30 protein-coding genes are annotated in these 17,094 nt (G+C 63.8%); 19 read left to right on the top strand and 11 right to left on the bottom strand.

Annotation, left to right across the window (positions count from 1 at the left end; all coding sequences use genetic code 11):
• Positions 1-63 precede the first annotated feature (63 nt).
• Positions 64-738 (top strand): hypothetical protein, encoded by a 675-nt coding sequence (locus tag I6I07_RS19420; RefSeq protein ID WP_198483316.1) that lies wholly within the window; start codon positions 64-66, stop codon positions 736-738.
• A 341-nt stretch (positions 739-1,079) separates the two neighbouring features.
• Here I6I07_RS19420 and I6I07_RS19415 read toward each other — a convergent pair whose 3' ends face one another.
• The 10 genes from I6I07_RS19415 to I6I07_RS19370 all read right to left on the bottom strand — a co-directional run bounded on the left by I6I07_RS19415 (position 1,080) and on the right by I6I07_RS19370 (position 6,114).
• The gene (locus I6I07_RS19415; protein WP_232625656.1) at positions 1,080-1,361 is read right to left on the bottom strand and encodes a hypothetical protein; all 282 of its coding nucleotides are present in this window, start codon (positions 1,359-1,361) and stop codon (positions 1,080-1,082) included.
• A 73-nt stretch (positions 1,362-1,434) separates the two neighbouring features.
• Positions 1,435-1,638, bottom strand: a complete 204-nt coding sequence (locus tag I6I07_RS19410) for a hypothetical protein (RefSeq protein ID WP_198483314.1) — start codon at positions 1,636-1,638, stop codon at positions 1,435-1,437.
• A gap of 295 nt (positions 1,639-1,933) precedes the next feature.
• Positions 1,934-2,344: a hypothetical protein gene (locus I6I07_RS19405; RefSeq protein WP_198483313.1), complete on the bottom strand. Its 411-nt coding sequence runs from the start codon at positions 2,342-2,344 to the stop codon at positions 1,934-1,936.
• Positions 2,341-3,021, bottom strand: a complete 681-nt coding sequence (locus tag I6I07_RS19400) for a DUF6475 domain-containing protein (protein ID WP_232625655.1) — start codon at positions 3,019-3,021, stop codon at positions 2,341-2,343. The genes I6I07_RS19405 and I6I07_RS19400 overlap by 4 nt, the downstream gene beginning before the upstream one ends.
• Entirely contained in the window at positions 3,018-3,836 is an 819-nt protein-coding gene (locus I6I07_RS19395; RefSeq protein WP_198483312.1) for a helix-turn-helix domain-containing protein, read from the bottom strand. The genes I6I07_RS19400 and I6I07_RS19395 overlap by 4 nt, the downstream gene beginning before the upstream one ends.
• Before the next feature lie 8 nt (positions 3,837-3,844).
• Positions 3,845-4,585 carry a phage antirepressor KilAC domain-containing protein gene (locus I6I07_RS19390; protein WP_198483311.1) on the bottom strand — a complete coding sequence of 247 codons (741 nt, stop codon included), beginning with the start codon at positions 4,583-4,585 and terminating at the stop codon, positions 3,845-3,847.
• Complete coding sequence (locus I6I07_RS19385) at positions 4,582-4,872, bottom strand: hypothetical protein (RefSeq protein ID WP_198483310.1); 291 nt, start codon at positions 4,870-4,872, stop codon at positions 4,582-4,584. The genes I6I07_RS19390 and I6I07_RS19385 overlap by 4 nt, the downstream gene beginning before the upstream one ends.
• Positions 4,869-5,279 (bottom strand): Ref family recombination enhancement nuclease, encoded by a 411-nt coding sequence (locus tag I6I07_RS19380; protein ID WP_198483309.1) that lies wholly within the window; start codon positions 5,277-5,279, stop codon positions 4,869-4,871. The genes I6I07_RS19385 and I6I07_RS19380 overlap by 4 nt, the downstream gene beginning before the upstream one ends.
• The gene (locus I6I07_RS19375) at positions 5,276-5,719 is read right to left on the bottom strand and encodes a phage regulatory CII family protein (RefSeq protein WP_198483308.1); all 444 of its coding nucleotides are present in this window, start codon (positions 5,717-5,719) and stop codon (positions 5,276-5,278) included. The genes I6I07_RS19380 and I6I07_RS19375 overlap by 4 nt, the downstream gene beginning before the upstream one ends.
• 176 nt (positions 5,720-5,895) lie before the next feature.
• Positions 5,896-6,114 (bottom strand): hypothetical protein, encoded by a 219-nt coding sequence (locus I6I07_RS19370; protein ID WP_198483307.1) that lies wholly within the window; start codon positions 6,112-6,114, stop codon positions 5,896-5,898.
• Positions 6,115-6,153: 39 nt separating this feature from the next.
• On the opposite strand from I6I07_RS19370, the gene I6I07_RS19365 reads away from it, so the two are divergent.
• The 18 genes from I6I07_RS19365 (at position 6,154) to I6I07_RS19280 (ending at position 16,347) form a co-directional block, all read left to right on the top strand.
• Positions 6,154-7,215, top strand: coding sequence for a S24 family peptidase (locus I6I07_RS19365; RefSeq protein WP_198483306.1), 1,062 nt, complete (start codon positions 6,154-6,156; stop codon positions 7,213-7,215).
• Between the two features lie 571 nt (positions 7,216-7,786).
• A complete protein-coding gene (locus tag I6I07_RS19360) occupies positions 7,787-8,458 on the top strand; it encodes a hypothetical protein (protein ID WP_198483305.1) in 672 nt (223 codons plus the stop codon).
• 2 nt (positions 8,459-8,460) lie between these two features.
• Positions 8,461-8,682, top strand: coding sequence for a hypothetical protein (locus tag I6I07_RS19355; RefSeq protein ID WP_100507280.1), 222 nt, complete (start codon positions 8,461-8,463; stop codon positions 8,680-8,682).
• Between the two features lie 4 nt (positions 8,683-8,686).
• Positions 8,687-8,890 carry a hypothetical protein gene (locus I6I07_RS19350; protein WP_198483304.1) on the top strand — a complete coding sequence of 68 codons (204 nt, stop codon included), beginning with the start codon at positions 8,687-8,689 and terminating at the stop codon, positions 8,888-8,890.
• 460 nt (positions 8,891-9,350) lie between these two features.
• Positions 9,351-9,530, top strand: coding sequence for a hypothetical protein (locus I6I07_RS19345; RefSeq protein WP_198483303.1), 180 nt, complete (start codon positions 9,351-9,353; stop codon positions 9,528-9,530).
• Positions 9,531-9,770: 240 nt separating this feature from the next.
• On the top strand, positions 9,771-10,049 hold the full coding sequence (locus tag I6I07_RS19340) for a hypothetical protein (protein WP_198483302.1): 279 nt from the start codon (positions 9,771-9,773) through the stop codon (positions 10,047-10,049).
• A 59-nt stretch (positions 10,050-10,108) separates the two neighbouring features.
• Positions 10,109-10,765 (top strand): hypothetical protein, encoded by a 657-nt coding sequence (locus tag I6I07_RS19335; protein WP_198483301.1) that lies wholly within the window; start codon positions 10,109-10,111, stop codon positions 10,763-10,765.
• A gap of 2 nt (positions 10,766-10,767) precedes the next feature.
• Entirely contained in the window at positions 10,768-11,223 is a 456-nt protein-coding gene (gene ssb, locus I6I07_RS19330) for a single-stranded DNA-binding protein (protein WP_198483300.1), read from the top strand.
• 24 nt (positions 11,224-11,247) lie between these two features.
• The gene (locus I6I07_RS19325; RefSeq protein ID WP_198483299.1) at positions 11,248-11,607 is read left to right on the top strand and encodes a hypothetical protein; all 360 of its coding nucleotides are present in this window, start codon (positions 11,248-11,250) and stop codon (positions 11,605-11,607) included.
• Between the two features lie 21 nt (positions 11,608-11,628).
• Positions 11,629-12,528, top strand: coding sequence for a recombination-associated protein RdgC (locus tag I6I07_RS19320; protein WP_198483298.1), 900 nt, complete (start codon positions 11,629-11,631; stop codon positions 12,526-12,528).
• Positions 12,529-12,538: 10 nt separating this feature from the next.
• Entirely contained in the window at positions 12,539-13,330 is a 792-nt protein-coding gene (locus I6I07_RS19315; RefSeq protein ID WP_198483297.1) for a ParB/RepB/Spo0J family partition protein, read from the top strand.
• Positions 13,327-13,533, top strand: a complete 207-nt coding sequence (locus I6I07_RS19310) for a hypothetical protein (protein WP_198483296.1) — start codon at positions 13,327-13,329, stop codon at positions 13,531-13,533. The genes I6I07_RS19315 and I6I07_RS19310 overlap by 4 nt, the downstream gene beginning before the upstream one ends.
• A complete protein-coding gene (locus I6I07_RS19305; RefSeq protein ID WP_198483295.1) occupies positions 13,530-14,213 on the top strand; it encodes a hypothetical protein in 684 nt (227 codons plus the stop codon). The genes I6I07_RS19310 and I6I07_RS19305 overlap by 4 nt, the downstream gene beginning before the upstream one ends.
• Positions 14,213-14,737 (top strand): hypothetical protein, encoded by a 525-nt coding sequence (locus tag I6I07_RS19300; protein ID WP_198483294.1) that lies wholly within the window; start codon positions 14,213-14,215, stop codon positions 14,735-14,737. The genes I6I07_RS19305 and I6I07_RS19300 overlap by 1 nt, the downstream gene beginning before the upstream one ends.
• Entirely contained in the window at positions 14,737-15,156 is a 420-nt protein-coding gene (locus I6I07_RS19295) for a hypothetical protein (protein WP_198483293.1), read from the top strand. The genes I6I07_RS19300 and I6I07_RS19295 overlap by 1 nt, the downstream gene beginning before the upstream one ends.
• Complete coding sequence (locus I6I07_RS19290) at positions 15,153-15,533, top strand: VVA0879 family protein (protein ID WP_198483292.1); 381 nt, start codon at positions 15,153-15,155, stop codon at positions 15,531-15,533. Before I6I07_RS19295 ends, I6I07_RS19290 begins: the two co-directional genes overlap by 4 nt.
• Positions 15,530-15,802, top strand: coding sequence for a hypothetical protein (locus tag I6I07_RS19285; protein ID WP_198483291.1), 273 nt, complete (start codon positions 15,530-15,532; stop codon positions 15,800-15,802). The genes I6I07_RS19290 and I6I07_RS19285 overlap by 4 nt, the downstream gene beginning before the upstream one ends.
• The gene (locus tag I6I07_RS19280; protein ID WP_198483290.1) at positions 15,802-16,347 is read left to right on the top strand and encodes a hypothetical protein; all 546 of its coding nucleotides are present in this window, start codon (positions 15,802-15,804) and stop codon (positions 16,345-16,347) included. The genes I6I07_RS19285 and I6I07_RS19280 overlap by 1 nt, the downstream gene beginning before the upstream one ends.
• On the opposite strand, the gene I6I07_RS19275 is transcribed toward I6I07_RS19280, so the two are convergent.
• Entirely contained in the window at positions 16,344-16,976 is a 633-nt protein-coding gene (locus tag I6I07_RS19275) for a hypothetical protein (protein ID WP_198483289.1), read from the bottom strand. The genes I6I07_RS19280 and I6I07_RS19275 overlap by 4 nt on opposite strands.
• Between the last annotated feature and the right edge of the window lie 118 nt (positions 16,977-17,094).

The raw sequence follows: 17,094 nt of genomic DNA, 5'->3' as shown, positions 1-17,094 counted from the left end.
CGCGATTCCTACGCTGTCGCCGCCTTTTTGTATGAAGAACGTCCTGCTAAATAAACTATAAAAATGGAAATAGATGACCACGGCAAGGAAAGGCGCAACGCACTAGTTGTATCCGCGGCGATTGCCTGCGCAGCCTTCCTGCAACTGAAAATGCCTTCATTCCTTGCTGAATTCGTCAAATTCGATATACCCCCCGAGCATGCCTATCGAGTGTGGCTCTTAGCTGCGGCGTTGGCTCTATACACCTTAATGCGGTTCCACTTTAGCGATAGCCGAGTGAACTCTTCGCAGGTTCCCGCCGCTGCGTTCGCTCAAGCCCTCGATACGGCGCTGAGCGCTAGATACGGACGACGGTCATCCGCTGGCGAAGCGCATGCAAACTGGGCAAAAGAGGTTCGAGATCAAGCCCTCAAGAGCAATGACGGCGACTTCGTCAGTGAGATTGACCGTCGCCACTTCGAGCCGTACGACTTCCTAATCGTGGCTAACGGGGTCTTCCTCCACTGGCGCATCCGCAAGGATGTCCTGGATCAGCACGCCCCGACATCTGACCGCTACACCTCGGTATCGCACTCAGTGCATGCCTTGTCTGGGCCCTTCAGTGCCGTCTTCATCCATGTCAAGTCCATGGCTTTTCGCGTCTTCTGGAGCAAGACGGCTGTGGAGATCAACACGGTTTACTTCATGTCTTTCGCAGCTATTTCCGCGTCCGTGGCGCGTGCCGTAGCACTTCTCTAGCGCCCGTTCAACGAAAAAGCCCGCAGCGGATGCTTGCGGGCTTTTTTGTTTGCTACGGGCGTAGTTGTGGCGGATTGAATTGTCGCGTTTCCGGTCGCACTTTGCACCTACCTCATGTCGCACTGTGCCAACGGTAAGAAGCAGAATTCCGCACCCCAGGCCGCGATGGCCGACGCAGCACAGACCCCATACTGATCAACTCCTGGACCACTCGGAGCACGCCCTGGCGAACCGCATTGCGCTCGCGCGTCGTCAACTCACGCCCCCCGGTTGCATGCCGCACCAGTTCGACCATGCGGAAGTCGCGCCCCGGACATGCCGCCATCAGTTCAATGACCTCTTTACCAAACTTCACGTTGCACCTTGTCTTTGAAGAAGCCCAGGCACTGCTTGTACTGGGCGTTGGTTAGATTGATTCCAGTGATCCGGCTGATCCAGACCCGTGCCCGCTCGGCGCGCGCCGCCGCTTCCATGCCCGCGAAGCGTTCATGCCGCTGGGGATACTCCGCGATGATGATCATTGCCTCATGACGCGTAAGCGCCTTGTGCAGGCCGTCGACCGCCACCGCCTGATCTATCAGGATGGGACGAAACTCATCCTCTTCCGGGATGAACTGAGCCATGTTGCCCACGGTTGGGCCGGACCAGCACCAGCGCGCCCAGTTCCACAGCAACTCATCCCCGGAAAGCCCAAGCCTAGACATTGATCACCTCGAACCGTTTGCACTTCCGTCCATAGGGCCTGCCTTTCAGGCAGCGGCTGACGAGATCACCGAATGGCGATTCCACGACCTTGGTGTGGACGCATCCCGCGCAGCTGCGCTTGGCCGCCGCCGTCTCGCGGCTGATGAGCACCTCGACCGGGTTGCGCATTTCCCAGCGCTGCAGGTCGTGGCTCATTCGGTCCGCCCTGTCGCTTGGCCCTCGCCAGCTCGTGCAACCGGGTAAGTTCGGCCTCCAGGGCCTGGCGCCCGTCCCGCCCCCGCTGGCGTTCCACCCGCTCGAGATACGGTTGGCGCTCCATCAAGGGCAGCCTCTGGATGTGCCGCACCTCGCACTGGAACCTCCAATCCTCCCCGCTGGTGGCCGGCGGCGAGCGCAGCGGCAGCGGCTGCACCATTGAGGCGGCCATAGGCGCTGAGGAAGCGCTTGCGCGCCCCCGGCCTGAGTTCGTCGTAGATGGCTTGCGCATGCATCAGTACTCCTCCAGCACCCAGCCGCCCCCGCGGCGTTCGGGTTGCTTCGTTGCCTTGTAGAAAACGAACCAGGGCAAGACCTCGGCGCAGAGCTTGATCTTGATCTGGCCCTTGTCGGTGGTGTGCCCGCCCTTCACCTCATGGATGGCCAGGCGCATGTCGGCCTGCAGAACCAGGAAGTCCACTTCGTAGAACGTCGACTCGGCCAGCCGGACGCGCAGCGGGTGGAACTGCCAGCCCAGGATTTCGCCGCGCTGGCGCATCGCCTCGAGGCGCATGGAATACGCCTTCTCGGTGCCGTTCATCTTGTCTTTGGGCAGCCGGCCCAGCGCCTGAAAGCGCCTCTGGGCTTGGTCCTTGGCCTTCAAGCGCCGATACTCACCAACCCGCTCAAGCGTCATCTGCGTCATGACAGGGCCACCATGTCTTCGTCGATCCCGGCCGAAGCGAGCAGGGCCTGCTGCGACTGCGCGCTCAGGGATAGGACCTCCGGCCGGTGGAACTCCACCAACGGGCGGCAGGCGCCCCCGGCCACAACGAGAGCCGCGCGCCCTGCGTCGCCAATCAGAACTGGGGTTCCGGCCTCCGCACCGATCCGCCCGTTGTGCGCGTCGGCGTCGCCCAGCAGAATCGGCGGATACTCGGGCCGCTCGCTGCGCCCCCTGTAGCCCCGATAGCGATTCACGAACTCACTGGCCAGAAACGGCCATTCCCGCTCCTCTTTGCGCCCCAGCGGCGACCATCCGCCCATGTCGTGCAGCACGCGGTGGATGAGAGGGTCATCGAAGGCCACGCTTGCCCAGGTGCCGACGCCGCGCACCGCACGGTCCACTTTCGCCCAGGCTTGCAGCGCGGCGTCCTGGGTGGATCCGTGCAGCATCTTGACCACATCGGCCGGCTTGGGCAGGAATTGGCCCGAATCCGGGTTGGCGCAATGCCGACTGAACGCCTGCGACACCGCATCCAGGTCGTATGCCTTCACGGCCTCCCACCAGACGTTGAACACGAAGACAGACGCCTCGCGGGCGTAGAACGAATACACGTTCCCAACCAATTCGAACAGAGCCGGCTTGTCAGCGTCGATCATGCCGGAACCCCTTCCCCACGCGCGGCGGCTAACGCGGCTTGTCGGTTGCGCTCCTCCAGATGCTCCTGGCGATTCTTTCCGCCTGCCGGCCGCGCGCCCCCGGCCCGGATCGACTTGCACGTAGCCATGAGGTAAGAACGCGGCTCGGCCGGGCGTTCGACCACAGCCTGCCGCACCGCCTCCATGACCGTGTCCGCCCCGTAGTCCTTGACCAGCTTACCCACGTAGGCGCCGCACTGCTCCAGCGGGATCTGGCCCAGCTGGTTCAGCAGGGACTTGCCTGCCTTCCACAGTTCGTCCTTGGTGAGCTTCGCGGCCTGCTCGGTGGTCAGGCGGTCAGGGTCAGGCACAGGGGGCGCCTCGGCGCCCGCTTTGCGGTTCCCTTGCGGTTCATCTGTAGGTTCCTTTACGGTTCTGGGTGCAGATGCTGCGGGGGTGGGGTGCAGATCCTGCGGGGGTTGGAGTGCAGATGCTGCGGGGGTGGGGTGAACCTGCTGCGGGGGCGCGGATTCTGCGGGGGTGCGTTTGCTGCGGGGGTGCAGATCCTGCGGGGGTGCATATCTCGCGGGGGTAACGGTGTAGACGGTGGAACGCCCCGTCCGGCCGCTCGCCGCCACCGCGCAGTGCTTGATAAGCCACTTGATTGCGTCCTGCACCGCGCGCTCGGACAGGCACGTCCTCTCCGAGATCTTCCCGACGGACGGCCAGCACACGCCTTCGTCGTTGGCGTTGTCCGCCAGGCTAACGAGGACCGCCTTTTGCGCCGGGGTTTTGGTTTGCAGCGGCCAGCAGGCCGACATAACGATAGTGCTCATGGGATTTCCTATGCTGCGGCGTGCGCGAGCCCGTTCGGGGTGCATGCCGGGGCCTGGGCGGGCGCCGGGGGCGCATAGCGGCGCTGGAGCCACACCTGGCCCTTGCCCGTCACCAGGGTCTTGAATGACACATGCACCTGGCCGTCATCGGCGCGCCAGGGCATTTCGATCAGTCGGAAGTAGCCGCGGTCCAGGTATTCCTGGTACGGCTTGTTGTCCTCCAGCAAAACGCGGTCTGCGCGCAGCTGGCGGAAGAAGCGGTTCTGGCCGGTGCCCAGCAGCTTGGCCATGTCCCGGATGCTGATGCCGTCGACCGTGCTGCGCACCGCCTCGGCGAATTCGACCTTGGGCTGCTGCTCGAGCAACTGCTGGCGCTGGCGGTAGATCTCGTCCTGCTGGTCGGCGGCCAGCCGCAGCGCGGCGGCGAAGTCCTGGGGCACGGCCGGCGATTGCAGGGCGTCGTAGGCGCGGATGACACGCAGGTGGAAAGCCGCGCTGATCCACATGGCGTAGGCGTAGACCAGTTCCTTGGCGACGTAGGTGCCCAGGCCTTGCCTGGAAAAGATTCCGGGGATTCCCGGAATCATGTCGCCCAGCTCGGCAATCAGGTCCTGCGTCTGCTGCAGGCGGACCCAGTCCGAAGGCTGGTGGCGGCGCTCGCCCCCGGCGGCGCGATGCAAGTCGTTCAGGCTGAAGCGACCTTCCTCGTCCTGGCGAATGGCGGTCGTAGCGATGATGAGCGCGTTCATTGGGACTCCTGTGGTTGGGGGCGCGCACGCCACCGATACGTATGCTTGAATGCGTGAAAGCCGCGGCGTACCACCTCGAGGTCGGAGCGCGCATCCCGGATCAGGCGGTGCGCGGCATCCAGGCAGACAGTCAGATAGCCCTCGCGGCTCATGTGGCCCTTGGGGAATGGGTAGTGACGGCCAATCACCTTGGCAAGAGCTTTGGTGTCAAAGTCGGCACCGGAGGCCATGACCTCGAGCGCGGCATCCACGGCGCAGCAGGGAACCTCGTAGCCATGCACGTTCACGATGCGCCCCCCTCGCCTTCTTGTCGCATCGCGAGCGCCGCAGCTGCGACTTGGGGATCAATGCCCGCAGCGCACAAGGCGGCGTCGGGAACGTTGTGCCCTCGGGCCAGGACGAACATCACGCATAGGCGGAGAAGATGCTCCTGGGTGCCGTAGCGGGTGACGAATTCGGCCTTGTCCTCGTGAACGGATTTCATCCACGACGCCCCCGTCCCCTTCTGGTGATGACCAGCGCACAGAGGGAGAACGAAGAACTGCACTCCCGGCCGCGTGCGCCCCCGCATGTGATGGACGCTCACGTGGTGGGTCACCACGCTGTGCCCGAACCGGCATGCGGCGCAGCCCACGACTGAACACAGCAGGTCATGAAAACGCCGCTCCACCGCGGTCCGGGGCTTGCCCTTCATCGTTCGGCCATACCCTTGATACGGCGCGCCACTTCCGCGGCAGCCTCCATGAGGACGCGCGCGGCCGCCGAGACACGCTCCACCTCGGCCAGGTCGACGCCGCCATCGGCGAGCGCGTCGTAGACTTCTTTCCCAAGCTGGCCGTTGGCGACCATCAGCGCGGCCACCTGCTCCAGCACCGACATGTCGCTGTCCCCGCAGGATTCCGGCGCTTTGACCAGCAAGAAGCCGTGCGCATGTGCGAACGCTGCCAGGATGCGCGTATCGCCGGTCAGGCGGACGATTCGGTCGGCCTCCGCCAGGGTGAGGTGATGCGTTGCATTGTTAGGGTTGACCTTGTTGCGCAGAACGGCGGGCGACATGCCGATCACAGCCCCCAGGGCCTCGCTGCCGCCCTTGTAGTCATGTACTGTCAAGTCTGCTGCGGTGGTGATGTTCAATTTGTGGATTCCCGAACGTATTTATTGCTGGTCTGGCGCCCTACGATGTGCGACATGGAATTCATTGCGACGTGACAACCGGACCTTTCTGGATCGCGTCAGGCGCGGACGGAGTTCGTTTCAACGAGCCATTGGCCGCTCTGATCGGCGGCAGCTTTGCGAAAAGGATTGAGGAATCAGGGGTGTGCATGAGGGGCGCCTCCCGGCACGAGATTCGGCCACCGCTTTTCCCAGTCTCTCGGATGCAGCCGCACAACAGCGGCCACCACCCGGTCCTGGATTTTTTGGGTCAACTCATCGGGCCATTTATTGACTGCCTGATAAGAAACCCCAATGGCCTTGGCGGCGGCGGTGACGTTTCCGCCCAGCATTTCGATGGCTTCGGTCTTATTCATACTGGTGATTGAACCATAGTTCACCGATTGAAAGCAACTATGGTTCACGCCAAATCGGGTACTTTTACAACTATGGTTGAGTATCGCGACCGCCTCGCAGCGGCAATGAAAGCCGCCTCTATTTCTGCGTCGAAGCTCGCGGAAGGACTGGACACGTCATATCAAGCCGTCAAAAAAGTCATCGACGGCAAATCGCAGGCATTCAATGCGGCGAACAACGCGCAGGCAGCGAAGATCCTCGGCGTGTCGAGTGACTGGCTGGCCCTCGGTGGCCCAGACATGCACGCTGGTGCATCACCGGCAGCAACGACCGAGCCGTGGCCTTTCCCATCGGTACCCGAGTCGCTAGTCCGCGCCCTACCTGAAGATCTGACCAAGCAATTGGAAGGTGCATTGCTACTCGCGCTCGGGCAGATGGGCGTGAAAACGAAGGGGCCGTCGAAATCCAGCGCCCCCACTGGCAAAGCGGGTGAATTGGTCGATATGGACCTGGCGGCCGACGAATTCCCCATGCGGCTCCGGGAGGCAATGCCTTGGGAGGTGGACGCCGCTCGCCCCGCCGCCAAACGTGCGCCTCTTCAGATCAGCACACAGCCCGACGTGCATATCGCCGACGCTGGCTATTCGGCCAACGACCACGAATTCATGCCTGTTCCCGAGCTGGATGTGCGCCTGGCCGCAGGTCGCCTCGGCATCGAGAACTATGAAGAAACTCAGATCGGCGAAATCCTGTTGCGCAAGTCGTTCCTGATGTCCTTCGGCCTACCGGTAGACCGAATGCGCATCGTCTATGGGGACGGCGACAGCATGGAGCCCGTGATACGCAATCGGGCGCCGATGCTCTTCTTCGAAGACCGCATCACCGATAAGACACAGATCAACCCCTTGACGATCTATGCGATCAATCGCAGCGGAAAGATGTTGGTCAAGTGTCTTGCGCGGGATCGCTCCAACAACTGGCTGATGCGCTCTCTAAACCCGCGCTACCCAGACGCGCCCATGAACGATGACGAAGGCGGCGACGTGCGAATCATCGGGCGCATACTCTGGTCACCCTACGACCTACGCAACGGTGTCGATCGCCGATTGATTTCGCGTTAACTCTCCACACCCCTGCCAAAAAGCCACCTCCGGGTGGCTTTTTTTCGCCGAGCGTGCCCGATAGGCGGACAAATCACGCCTCGAACTGAACTATAGTTGTGTTTGAGATTGAACTATGGTTAAATTTCATCAAGCCGTTCGCGGCGCCGCTCTTTAAAAACCGATTCTCAAAACGTTCCGCACACGCCGAGAGGCGCTGCGACAGGGGAGCCTGCGGACGCCCCGGACAGAAAGACGCCGAAAAACGCTCATGCACGGTGGCCGAACAGACTAAGGCCGGCCAGGCGCAGAACCTGGCAGCACTGAGCGCGTTCCTCACGGACGCCAAGAATCGACCGATGGCGCGTAATCGGGTTGATGACCACCGGGAAAAGTCCGGAAACCATGACCGCCCTGGCCTACGGGTTCAACGGCGGCGGCATGTTGGGCAAGACACCACCTGGAGCCGCGATGAGCGGGAGTGGTCAGGTGGTGCCCTGCCCCAGATTCATCTGCCAGCCCGTTCCATGAGCGATGGCTGACAAATGAATGCGCCCCCACCACCTGGTGAGGGAGACAGGGAGAGACCAGGATGCAAACCACCACCGACACCACCACCTATGCCGGCTGGATCGCTGCTGCGCAGCGCCTGCTGGCCGATCGCCCGGATTGGGCTGCCATCGTTGACGGCGACCATGGGTTCATCGTGAAGATCGGCGACGACATCTTCGCGGTCGCCAATCAGGGCGACGGCTACACCTACGGCGAGGATGACCTGATCGAGCTGGACCAGCGCGCCTGGAACGGCGCAGCCTGGGAAGACATGACGCTCGAGCGCTGCCGCGCACTTGTCGAGGCCCCGCAATTCGCCAGCCTCTTGCACGAAGGCAGCGCCAAGCCTGCGCGGATCCTCACCGCCGCCCAGGCCCAGGCCGTGTACAGCGCCATGTGCGCACTCAACAACCTGGGCCGCGTCGGGGGCAGCGTCATCCTCCCCAAGGAGCCGGACCAGCGTGACGAACCGCGCGTGAACTGGAACTTCTTGGGTGTGACGGTTTATCAGGACCTCACGTTCCACAAGGAGTATTACGTCGATCAATCCGCCTTCGCTGCCGCCTACGGCCTGCCCGTGGCCGCGCCGGATCTGGTCGCCGCGCTGCGCGTCGCCTACAGCGATATCCAGCGCCTGCGCGGGCACACCATCGACATGCTCGGCCGCATCGAGGCCGCCATCGAGCAGGCCGGCGCCGACGGCAGGGAATGAAGATGGCCGCCATCGAAACCCACGACCACGTCGGCGGTGTCTATATGGACGAGACGCCCGGCGGCGCGTTCGGCAACCGCAGGTACTACGACCGCCGCTACTGGTGCGCCTGGGAAGGCGTCAGCGCCGATACCTGGGGACTGCCGGTGCTTTCCAACGCAATCATGGACGACTACGGAACGCTTGTGGCCGTCCCGCGCCCTCCCCGTCAACCCCAGCAGTGAGTCAATGACCATGAAGCTCAAGCCCTGCCCGGAATGCGGGTGCCCAGATGAAGCCTACGTCGACAGCAACCGACACGCCGAGGCCAGTTGGATCACCTGCGGATATTGCGACCACCAGATCCAAGCGAAGGTCGACGAAGAGACGCTGACCGAGCGCTGGAACGCTCTGGACCGCAGCAACATGCCCGCGTTCGACCCGGACGCCTGACAGCCCCGGCTCATGCCCCGCGTGCGGGGTATCGGCAGGCGCTGTCGGGTGAACGCGGGCGCCCCCTGATTTTCACGCCCAGGCGGCGCCACCGCCCGGGGCATCGTCCATCCCCTCGGAGTCATCAATGCTGAATGCCACCGCGCACTGCCTGCGCAGATTCGTAACCGCCCTCTTCGACGTTCTCGGCCACGCAAGCAAGGTCATGCATTGGTGAAAACCCTTGGCGAATAAAGCGGGTGGATAGACGGTCATCCAACGACCACGAAAGGCCTCGCCGATGACCCTCCCACTCCGAACCTTCGCCCATCTGCTTTGCGTGTGCTTGTGCCTGAGCCTGCGCAGCGACAGCCAGCAACCATCGCGCCTCGCTACGCAGGGCTGCCACTGCAGCTGTTCATACGACACGCCATCGAAATACCGCGGCGCGCGGCTCGCGCCACCTTCTACAGAGGACCCCATGGTCACCATCGAACCCGGCAAAACCTACAAGCTGCAGGGCCCGAAGGGCAAGCCGCCCATCGAAGTCACCGTCACCGCCGTCAAGCCCCGCGGGCGCGGCCACAGCGTCGAGCACCTGGTCGGCAAGAAGAAGCTCGTCTGCGGCCTGGGCAAGTTCCAGGCCCAGCTGGCGCAGTAAGGCCCTCCCCAGCCTCCCCTCGGCGTGCCCGAGGGGGTTTCAGGGAGCGGGCTGGCGCCGCATCGCCGCCGGCGCAAGACAGCGGCTCAACCACATGAGCAGCACCGGGCCATCCAGCCCGCTCCCTGAAGCACGCCAGCCTGAGGCGCACAGGCCCATGCCGGACATGGATAAAGCCGGATTTCCCCGAGTGACGCGCCACTTTCCGCCAGGGCAGACCTGCCCGCCAAGGACCCCACCATGAAACGAATTGCCATCCTGGCCGCGGCCGGCTTTGCCGCGCTGCTGGGCCTCACCTTTGCCCTCGGCAACGTCGTCGGCGCCCACGACCGCGAACTGCTCGCCAAAGACGAAAAGAAGCGGACCACGATGCTTGCGCGCAGCTGCGGGAAGCATGGCCGGCTGCTGCATGACCCGGTGCAAAACGAGTACGTGTGCGCCTGGACGAACCCCGACGGCGCGACGCTCACGGCCGAGATTCCGCAGTACCCCTACCTCGACCAGCTCGCGCGGCGATAGCCACCGGCCTGGCCCACGCCGCCCTGGGCGGCCAGCAGAAATGGAAAGAGATTGAACCCATGCAACACACACCGCCCCCGGGCGCATATCCCCAGTACCGAATCGTCGGCCTCGTTGGCCGCGCCGGAGCCGGGAAAGACACCTGCGCCGACATTCTGGCCAAGACGCGTGGCTTCGCCCGCATGGCCTTCGCTGATGCACTGCGTGATGAGATCGTCGCGGCGTTCTCGGTAGACGTCAGCGCCTTTGCCGACAGGGTGCTCAAGGAGCGCCCCTCGCCCGCGCTTCAGATCCGCAGGAGCGCCAACGAGGAATTCATCGCCCGCGCCAGGTCCCTGGGCTACGACCTGTGGGCTCCTCGCTCGCCGAGAGAAATCATGCGGCTGTGGGGCACGGAATACAGGCGCCAGGTCACGGCCGACAACTACTGGCTCGAACGGGCCAATGACCGCGTCAATGCCCTGCTTGCGCTCGGCATCCGGCGCATCTGCTTCACCGACGTTCGATATGCCAACGAGGCCACCTACGTCACCGAGAGCCTGCAAGGGGACCTCTGGCGGATTCGCCGCCGGTTGGCGGACTCCCGGCACGCCTCCCACAGCAGCGAATCCGACCTCGAGGGAATCAGCTGCAAGGAGGTCATCCACAACGAGCTCGGCCTGCAGGAGCTGGCCCTGGAAGTCCAGGCCGCTCTCGTGCGCCACGTCCTGGAGTAGCCATGGCCTCAGTCAACAAAGTCATCCTGGTCGGCAACCTGGGGCGCGACCCGGACATCAGATATGCCCCCGATGGCGCCGCCGTCTGCAGCATGTCGATCGCCACGACGTCCACGTGGAAAGACCGCGCCAGCGGTGAACGCCGCGAAGAAACCGAATGGCACCGCGTCGTCATGTACAACCGCCTGGCCGAAATCGCAGGCGAATACCTGAAGAAAGGCCGCTCGGTCTACATCGAGGGCCGCCTGAAGACCCGCAAGTGGCGAGACAAGGACACCGGCGGCGACCGCTACAGCACCGAAATCATCGGCGATCAGCTGCAGATGCTCGGCGGCCGTGACGGTCAAGCCGAAGGCGGCCACGCCGCCGACGCCCCGGACGGCTCAGACAGCCGGCGGCGCCAACGCCCCGCCAGCGCCCCGCCCAGCGACGGAACCGACCCGGACATCCCCTTCTAGCCACCCACTCCGCAGGAGAACGCCATGAGCGCATTTTGCGTATTCGGCATGACCGAAACCCTTGCCAGGAAGGCCGCAGAACGTGCCTGGCAGAAGCACCTCGAAAGCCTGACCAAAGAAGTTCGGGCCCACCTCACCCCGGCCGACGAAACCGAATGGGTCAAGGTCAAGACGGAGTATCACCTGGCCAAAGGCAAGACGACCCAGCTCTCCGCCCCGTTCGACGCTCCGCAGTTCGCCAACGACTTCATCAAGCTCGCCCGCGCCAGCGGCCGCACTTCGCGCCTGGAAGTGATGCGACGGGCCCCGCTGCTCGACAAGAACGGCGCCCCTCGAATCAGCAAGGCGACCAAGCGCCAGATGATCGGCTGGGTTCCTCATTAACTCGACTGGAAGCCTATTCCCATGTGGTTCAGAAACCTCAAGATTTACCGCCTGTCCGCCGACTGGCAGCTGTTCGGCGATGACCTGGAGGCCGCGCTAGAGCGCCAGACGTACAAGCCGGGCAACAACCTGGAAATGCAGGCACTCGGCTGGGTTCCGCCGCGCGAGAGTGGCGGCCTCGCCCACGTCGTGGGCGGCCAAATCCTGTTGACCCTGCGCGCCGAGAGCAAGCTGCTCCCGGCCAGCGTCATCAACCAGGTCGCCAAGGCGCGCGCCCAGGAGATCGAAGAGCAGCAAGGCCACAAGCCGGGCCGCAAGCAGATGAAGGAAATCAAGGAGCGCGTCACCGACGAGCTGCTGCCGCGCGCCTTCAGCATCTACCGGGACACGCGCGTCTGGATTGACCCGCTCAACCGCTGGCTGGTGATCGACGCCGCGGCTTCGTCCAAGGCGGACGAGGTGGTCGGGCTGCTTGCCAAGTGCGTGGATCCGTTCCCGCTGGAAAACCTCTATGTCGCGCAGCCCCCCGCCTCGGCCATGACCGGCTGGCTGGCCGAGGACGAAGCGCCGTCCAACTTCAGCATCGACCAGGACACCGAGCTGCGTTCGTCCGGCGAAAGCGGCGCGGCTATCCGCTACGTCAAGCACTCCATCGACGCCGAAGACGCTCGCCGCCATGTCCAGTCGGGCAAGCAATGCACACGGCTCGCCATGACCTGGGCCGACCGCATTTCGTTCGTGCTGACCGAAGCCTTGGACATCAAGCGCCTGGCGCCGCTGGACGTGCTGAAAGAAGGCAACGACGCCATCGCCACCAACGACGACGAGAAATTCGATTCGGATATGGCGCTCATGACCGGCGAACTCGCCAAGCTGTTGACCGAACTGGTCGACGCGCTCGGCGGCGAAAAGCAATTCTGAGGACTGCAACATGGCTAAGAAATCCAAAGATGTGTACGGCGCCGAAGGGCAAAGCAATCTGCTCACCTTCGACCCCGACAAGCTGGTGCTGGTGACCGACGAGGCCAGCCCGCTCTATGACCCCCGCGTACACCTGCCCGTCGACGAAGCGATGGCGCGCAACATCGACTTCCAGGGCGTGCTGGAGCCGGTCGGGATCTCCAAGAACCCCGAAACCGGAGAAACCGAAGTCGTCTTCGGTCGGCAACGCGTCAAGGCTGCGCGTCTTGCCAACCAGTGGCGCCACCACCGCGGCGAGCCTCCACGCCTGATTCCCGGCGTTGTCTGGCACGGCGAGCGCAGAAACGCCCTGGATGCCATCGTCGGGGAAAACGAAGCGCGCACGGCCGACACGCCGCTCGGGCGCGCCGAGAAGATGCGCCGCCACCTCGTCCTGGGCAAAGGCGAAGACCAGATCGCCGTCATCTACAGCTGCACCGTCGCCACGGTACGCGACACGCTCGCACTGCTGGATAGCCCCAGGGTAGTGCAGAACGCAGTCGAAGCCGGTCAGATCACCCTCACGCACGCCAAGGCACTTGCCAAGCTGCCGGTCGCCGAGCAGCGCACCAAGGTTGCCGAACTGGTCCAGGCGGGCCAAGGCGTCAAGGCGCACGAGCGCAGCCGCAAGCAAGCCGCCGTCATGGGCGAGCGCCCCCGAGTGAAATCCCGCAAGCAGATCCAGGCCGCGCTGGAACAGGCCCAGGGCGACTATGCCGCCGCCCTGCGCTGGGTTCTGGGCGAAGAAGGCGCGGCAGCATGATCAAGCTCACCGACTCCAACGGCGCCGCCGTCTATTTGGCCCCCGACGCCATCGCCTGCATTCAGGAGGCCGGCGCCAGCAGCGCCTGGCACGGCATCCGCGCCTACGTCCGCACCTTTGTCGGCAAGACCTACGAAGTGCAACAGGACGCCAGCGAAATCAACGCCGCGGTAGAAGCGGCCCAGCAAAGGAGCGAAGCATGAACGCCCCCGCCCCCAAGACCACCACCGCCCCCGATGAAGCGCTCAGCAGCCTCATGGGCGCCGCCCTCGACGTACCCGCCCCCCCCGAACAGCCCGAGGTGCCCGCCTGGGCACCGGACAACACTCTCGCCCGAACTGGCAACACCGAGAAGGAACAGGCCATGTGGTTCGGCGGCATGGAACAGGCCCAGGTCAACGCCCAGGACAATGCGGCGATCCGCGCCCAAGCGCAGGAGTACGGCTCCCTAGCCGAGGTCGCGCAACGCATCGAACAGTACATCGGACGGTACGGGCGCGAAGACACCGCCACCCTGCTGCTGTACGAAGCGATGAACGCATTGCGCCGCCCCGCTCCCTCCGCTGGCGATGCACTTACCGCCGCCGCCCGCGACGTGCTGGCCGAGCGCCAACGGCAGGTCAGCAACGAAGGATGGACGCCGGAGCATGACGACCAGTACACCGCTGGCGACATGGCGAGCGCTGCAGCCTGCTACGCCTCCCAGGGGCGCTACCACTACCCGGAACCTGGCGAGCCTGGACCGAACTGGCCGTGGGCCGCCGAGTGGTGGAAGCCGTCGACGTATCGCCGCAATCTGGAAAAGGCCGGCGCCCTGATCCTGGCCGAGATTGAACGCCTGGATCGTGCCGCCGCCCTCACCGCTCAGGAAGGGGGGAAGTAATGCGCAGATTCCTCGTCACCCACTGGATGCTCCCCCTGGCGATCCTCGTCTGGGCCGCTTTCACCATCACAGCCTCGATCCAGCAGGAGCCGATCAAAGCTGCCCTCGGCCTGGGCGCCCTGGCATGTGCCTGCGGCCTTACCTGGCACTTCTGGAAGGGCTATACAGCCAAAGCGCCCTCCCGTGCCGCCCCGCTTCAGGCCGCCCCCGTCCAACGCGACAGCGAAGGCTACTGGACGCACCCGGCGCACCCTGCGTTCAGAGAAGGCCAGGAGGCCGAGGCCGCCGCCTGGTCCCACGTCCAGCAACTGCAAACCCATATCGCCTATCTGGAAAGCGAAGCTGAGGACCACCCGGCCGCGGTGGCTTACTGGGGCGATTCCGGCGATTCCAACATCAGCGCATGGGAACCGCCCCGCCCCGAGGGCGAAGGCTGGTTTGTCCTGTCCATCCATGACACCGAATACTGGGGGCCGGTTTGCATCTGGGTCCGGCGCAACGGCCAGCCGCAGGGGGATGCGTGATGGACAAGACGCCTGAATTCGATTGCTACAGCACCGACGACGAAGTCTTCCACGATGGAGGCAAGGACGAAGCTCTGCAGGACCTCGACGACGACGGTCGGCTCGCGGTGGGCGCGGAGTTCCGCCTGGGCGTGACGAAGACCCCCGACCCTGCCAGCTTCTTCGACGTGAATTGGCTGATCGAGGAAATGCAGGTGAACGCCTCGGACAACCACGGCGAATGTGCCGAGGACTATCTGGTCGACCTCACGCAGGATCAGATCAAGGAACTCGATGGGGTGGTCAAGGCGTGGCTGCAAGCCAACGCCGAGGTCCACTTTTACAGCGCCGAAGGCATTGAAACGTTCCTTGTGACGCAGGAAGACATCGACAGCTTTCGCCACGCCTGCGCCCAGCAGGGCAAAGGCGGTGCAGCATGAAGCGGATGACGTTGGACGAGTTTCAGACCGCCTGCATAGCCCAGGCCAGCAGCAGTGAACTCACGACGGTGAAGTGTCCGATGTGCAGCGCGTTGCAGAACGGACTCGACTTCATCGCGGCCGGCGCGGGGAAGGATTGGGACGACGTGGCGCGCTATGTCGGCTTCTCCTGCGTCGGGCGCTTTACGGGTGCCGGCTCGCCCCGAAAGGATCCGGACGGGCAGCCGTGCAACTGGAGCCTGGGTGGCCTATTCCAGACACATCGCATGGTGGTAGTGACGCCCGACGGCATCGAGCATCCCCATTTCGAACTGGCGACCCCCGAGGAAGCGGCGGCCCATCACGCCGCCCAGCAGAGCGCAGGCGGTGCAGCATGAGCCGCGCAACGATGCCCATCATGGGCGCGATCCTGCTGAGCGAAATCCCCTTCGCCATGATCCAACCCCACGAAGCGCAAGCCCTTCGGAACCACGGCCAGACGTTGGAGCGCCTGGCGCAGCGCGGCGGGTTGCCCGCTTCGGAAGCCGTCGCAATCATGAAAGGCCTCCGTTGGCGCGCGGTCAAGACGGGCGTGCCCACGGAGCATTACCTAATCAACATGGTGCGCGATTGGCGCGCCGCCCAACCGCGCCAAGGGGATACCTGATGACGCCGACCAGCTACCAGATTTCGCTGCTTCAGCACACCATCGGCGTGCGCCCCGATCAGCGCAATCCCCACCGCAACCACTTTGTCGCCGGCTCCGGCCACCACGACATGCCGCACCTTGAAAAGCTGGTGGGCGGAGGCTTGATGGAGGTCCGCCGCTCGCCCGCCTTCCTGAACGATGGGGACATGGTTTTCGCAGCCACCGAGGCCGGCAAGGCAACCGCCTTACATCACCTGCCGCCCCCGCCGAAATTGACGCGCTACGAGAAATACCTGCGCGCTGACGGCGATGAGTCGTTCGGCGAGTTCCTGTGCGGCTTCCGCCTGCCGAAGTTCGAAGCCCGCGAGATGCGCGGCAGCTTCGCATCGTGGCGCCGCTCCTACGAGTACCGAATGTACCGGGAAACCTGGGAGGCCTACCGCCAGCACCGCGAGGTGCAGGGCGAATGGATGCCTACCAAGAAGGAAGCCAAGGCCAGCTACAAGGCAGCGCTGGCGCGACATCGTGCCTCACAGCAAAGCGGCCCGGGCACAAGGACCTAGGTCACATCACGATCGGGCAAGTCCCAAATTCCTCGCTTCACATCCTCTGCCAGCTTTGTATAGCGCATCGCATCTTCGGCGGTTACGCCGTAGGGATCATGCGCCGCGATGTCCCGCAATTCCTTAAGTTTCAAAATCATCCGGGCCAAGCCCTCGGTCATGCCGCGGTGCGTGCGCAGATCTTCAACCATGCTATCGACTCGGCGCTTCTTTATTCCGTCACGCGTGACCCCGTGCTTCCCAGCCTTTTTTCTGAGTTCCGCGACCACGTCACTAAAGGTGAATTGAACGATTCTGGATGCGGCGGCAATTTTTACTAGCGGACGTGAAGGGGCAGACACATCAGACAACTCGCGCAGATCATCGGAAGAAATCTCTTCCTGGACCTGAGCATTGGCGCCCGGCTTCCTTATATGTGCCTCGACAGCCTCCTGCTCGGCTTGCCGCATCCCGCTCCCGAATTGAAGATTGACGCCCGGAGCCTGCATCAAAGCCAAGGTCTGGATCTTCAGCCTTATCTCATCGCGAAAGAGCCAAACAACAAAAAGCACTGTTGCGGGCCAGGCGACCACACCCAACAGCGCGATCAGATTCTTCAAGCCTTCGTTGAGAAAAGTAGGCAAGTCCACATGCGCTCCAGCAGTCTATTAGCGATCGGATCGTAACCGAATCGCCAAAACGTGTCTGCTGGTGGTGCATCTGAATCTGAGCCCCGCGCCCGCTACAGATATGCCCATGCCGCAGCTC

It is taken from the genome of Achromobacter deleyi (assembly GCF_016127315.1).
In the GTDB taxonomy this organism is placed as follows: Bacteria; Pseudomonadota; Gammaproteobacteria; order Burkholderiales; family Burkholderiaceae_B; genus Achromobacter; species Achromobacter insuavis_A.
This window is presented reverse-complemented; position numbering and strand designations above follow the sequence as displayed.

Coding starts and splice junctions, on each gene's coding strand:
- I6I07_RS19285 (WP_198483291.1), top strand. CDS start 15,530: ATGAGCCGCGCAACGATGCCCATCATGGGCGCGATCCTGCTGAGCGAA.
- I6I07_RS19300 (WP_198483294.1), top strand. CDS start 14,213: ATGCGCAGATTCCTCGTCACCCACTGGATGCTCCCCCTGGCGATCCTC.
- I6I07_RS19350 (WP_198483304.1), top strand. CDS start 8,687: ATGACCATGAAGCTCAAGCCCTGCCCGGAATGCGGGTGCCCAGATGAA.
- I6I07_RS19310 (WP_198483296.1), top strand. CDS start 13,327: ATGATCAAGCTCACCGACTCCAACGGCGCCGCCGTCTATTTGGCCCCC.
- I6I07_RS19345 (WP_198483303.1), top strand. CDS start 9,351: ATGGTCACCATCGAACCCGGCAAAACCTACAAGCTGCAGGGCCCGAAG.
- I6I07_RS19370 (WP_198483307.1), bottom strand. CDS start 6,114: ATGAATAAGACCGAAGCCATCGAAATGCTGGGCGGAAACGTCACCGCC.
- I6I07_RS19325 (WP_198483299.1), top strand. CDS start 11,248: ATGAGCGCATTTTGCGTATTCGGCATGACCGAAACCCTTGCCAGGAAG.
- I6I07_RS19405 (WP_198483313.1), bottom strand. CDS start 2,344: ATGACGCAGATGACGCTTGAGCGGGTTGGTGAGTATCGGCGCTTGAAG.
- I6I07_RS19390 (WP_198483311.1), bottom strand. CDS start 4,585: ATGAACGCGCTCATCATCGCTACGACCGCCATTCGCCAGGACGAGGAA.
- I6I07_RS19280 (WP_198483290.1), top strand. CDS start 15,802: ATGACGCCGACCAGCTACCAGATTTCGCTGCTTCAGCACACCATCGGC.
- I6I07_RS19320 (WP_198483298.1), top strand. CDS start 11,629: ATGTGGTTCAGAAACCTCAAGATTTACCGCCTGTCCGCCGACTGGCAG.
- I6I07_RS19420 (WP_198483316.1), top strand. CDS start 64: ATGGAAATAGATGACCACGGCAAGGAAAGGCGCAACGCACTAGTTGTA.
- I6I07_RS19365 (WP_198483306.1), top strand. CDS start 6,154: ATGGTTCACGCCAAATCGGGTACTTTTACAACTATGGTTGAGTATCGC.
- I6I07_RS19415 (WP_232625656.1), bottom strand. CDS start 1,361: ATGGCTCAGTTCATCCCGGAAGAGGATGAGTTTCGTCCCATCCTGATA.
- I6I07_RS19305 (WP_198483295.1), top strand. CDS start 13,530: ATGAACGCCCCCGCCCCCAAGACCACCACCGCCCCCGATGAAGCGCTC.
- I6I07_RS19400 (WP_232625655.1), bottom strand. CDS start 3,021: ATGATCGACGCTGACAAGCCGGCTCTGTTCGAATTGGTTGGGAACGTG.
- I6I07_RS19395 (WP_198483312.1), bottom strand. CDS start 3,836: ATGAGCACTATCGTTATGTCGGCCTGCTGGCCGCTGCAAACCAAAACC.
- ssb (WP_198483300.1), top strand. CDS start 10,768: ATGGCCTCAGTCAACAAAGTCATCCTGGTCGGCAACCTGGGGCGCGAC.
- I6I07_RS19295 (WP_198483293.1), top strand. CDS start 14,737: ATGGACAAGACGCCTGAATTCGATTGCTACAGCACCGACGACGAAGTC.
- I6I07_RS19340 (WP_198483302.1), top strand. CDS start 9,771: ATGAAACGAATTGCCATCCTGGCCGCGGCCGGCTTTGCCGCGCTGCTG.
- I6I07_RS19380 (WP_198483309.1), bottom strand. CDS start 5,279: ATGAAGGGCAAGCCCCGGACCGCGGTGGAGCGGCGTTTTCATGACCTG.
- I6I07_RS19355 (WP_100507280.1), top strand. CDS start 8,461: ATGGCCGCCATCGAAACCCACGACCACGTCGGCGGTGTCTATATGGAC.
- I6I07_RS19315 (WP_198483297.1), top strand. CDS start 12,539: ATGGCTAAGAAATCCAAAGATGTGTACGGCGCCGAAGGGCAAAGCAAT.
- I6I07_RS19360 (WP_198483305.1), top strand. CDS start 7,787: ATGCAAACCACCACCGACACCACCACCTATGCCGGCTGGATCGCTGCT.
- I6I07_RS19335 (WP_198483301.1), top strand. CDS start 10,109: ATGCAACACACACCGCCCCCGGGCGCATATCCCCAGTACCGAATCGTC.
- I6I07_RS19290 (WP_198483292.1), top strand. CDS start 15,153: ATGAAGCGGATGACGTTGGACGAGTTTCAGACCGCCTGCATAGCCCAG.
- I6I07_RS19410 (WP_198483314.1), bottom strand. CDS start 1,638: ATGAGCCACGACCTGCAGCGCTGGGAAATGCGCAACCCGGTCGAGGTG.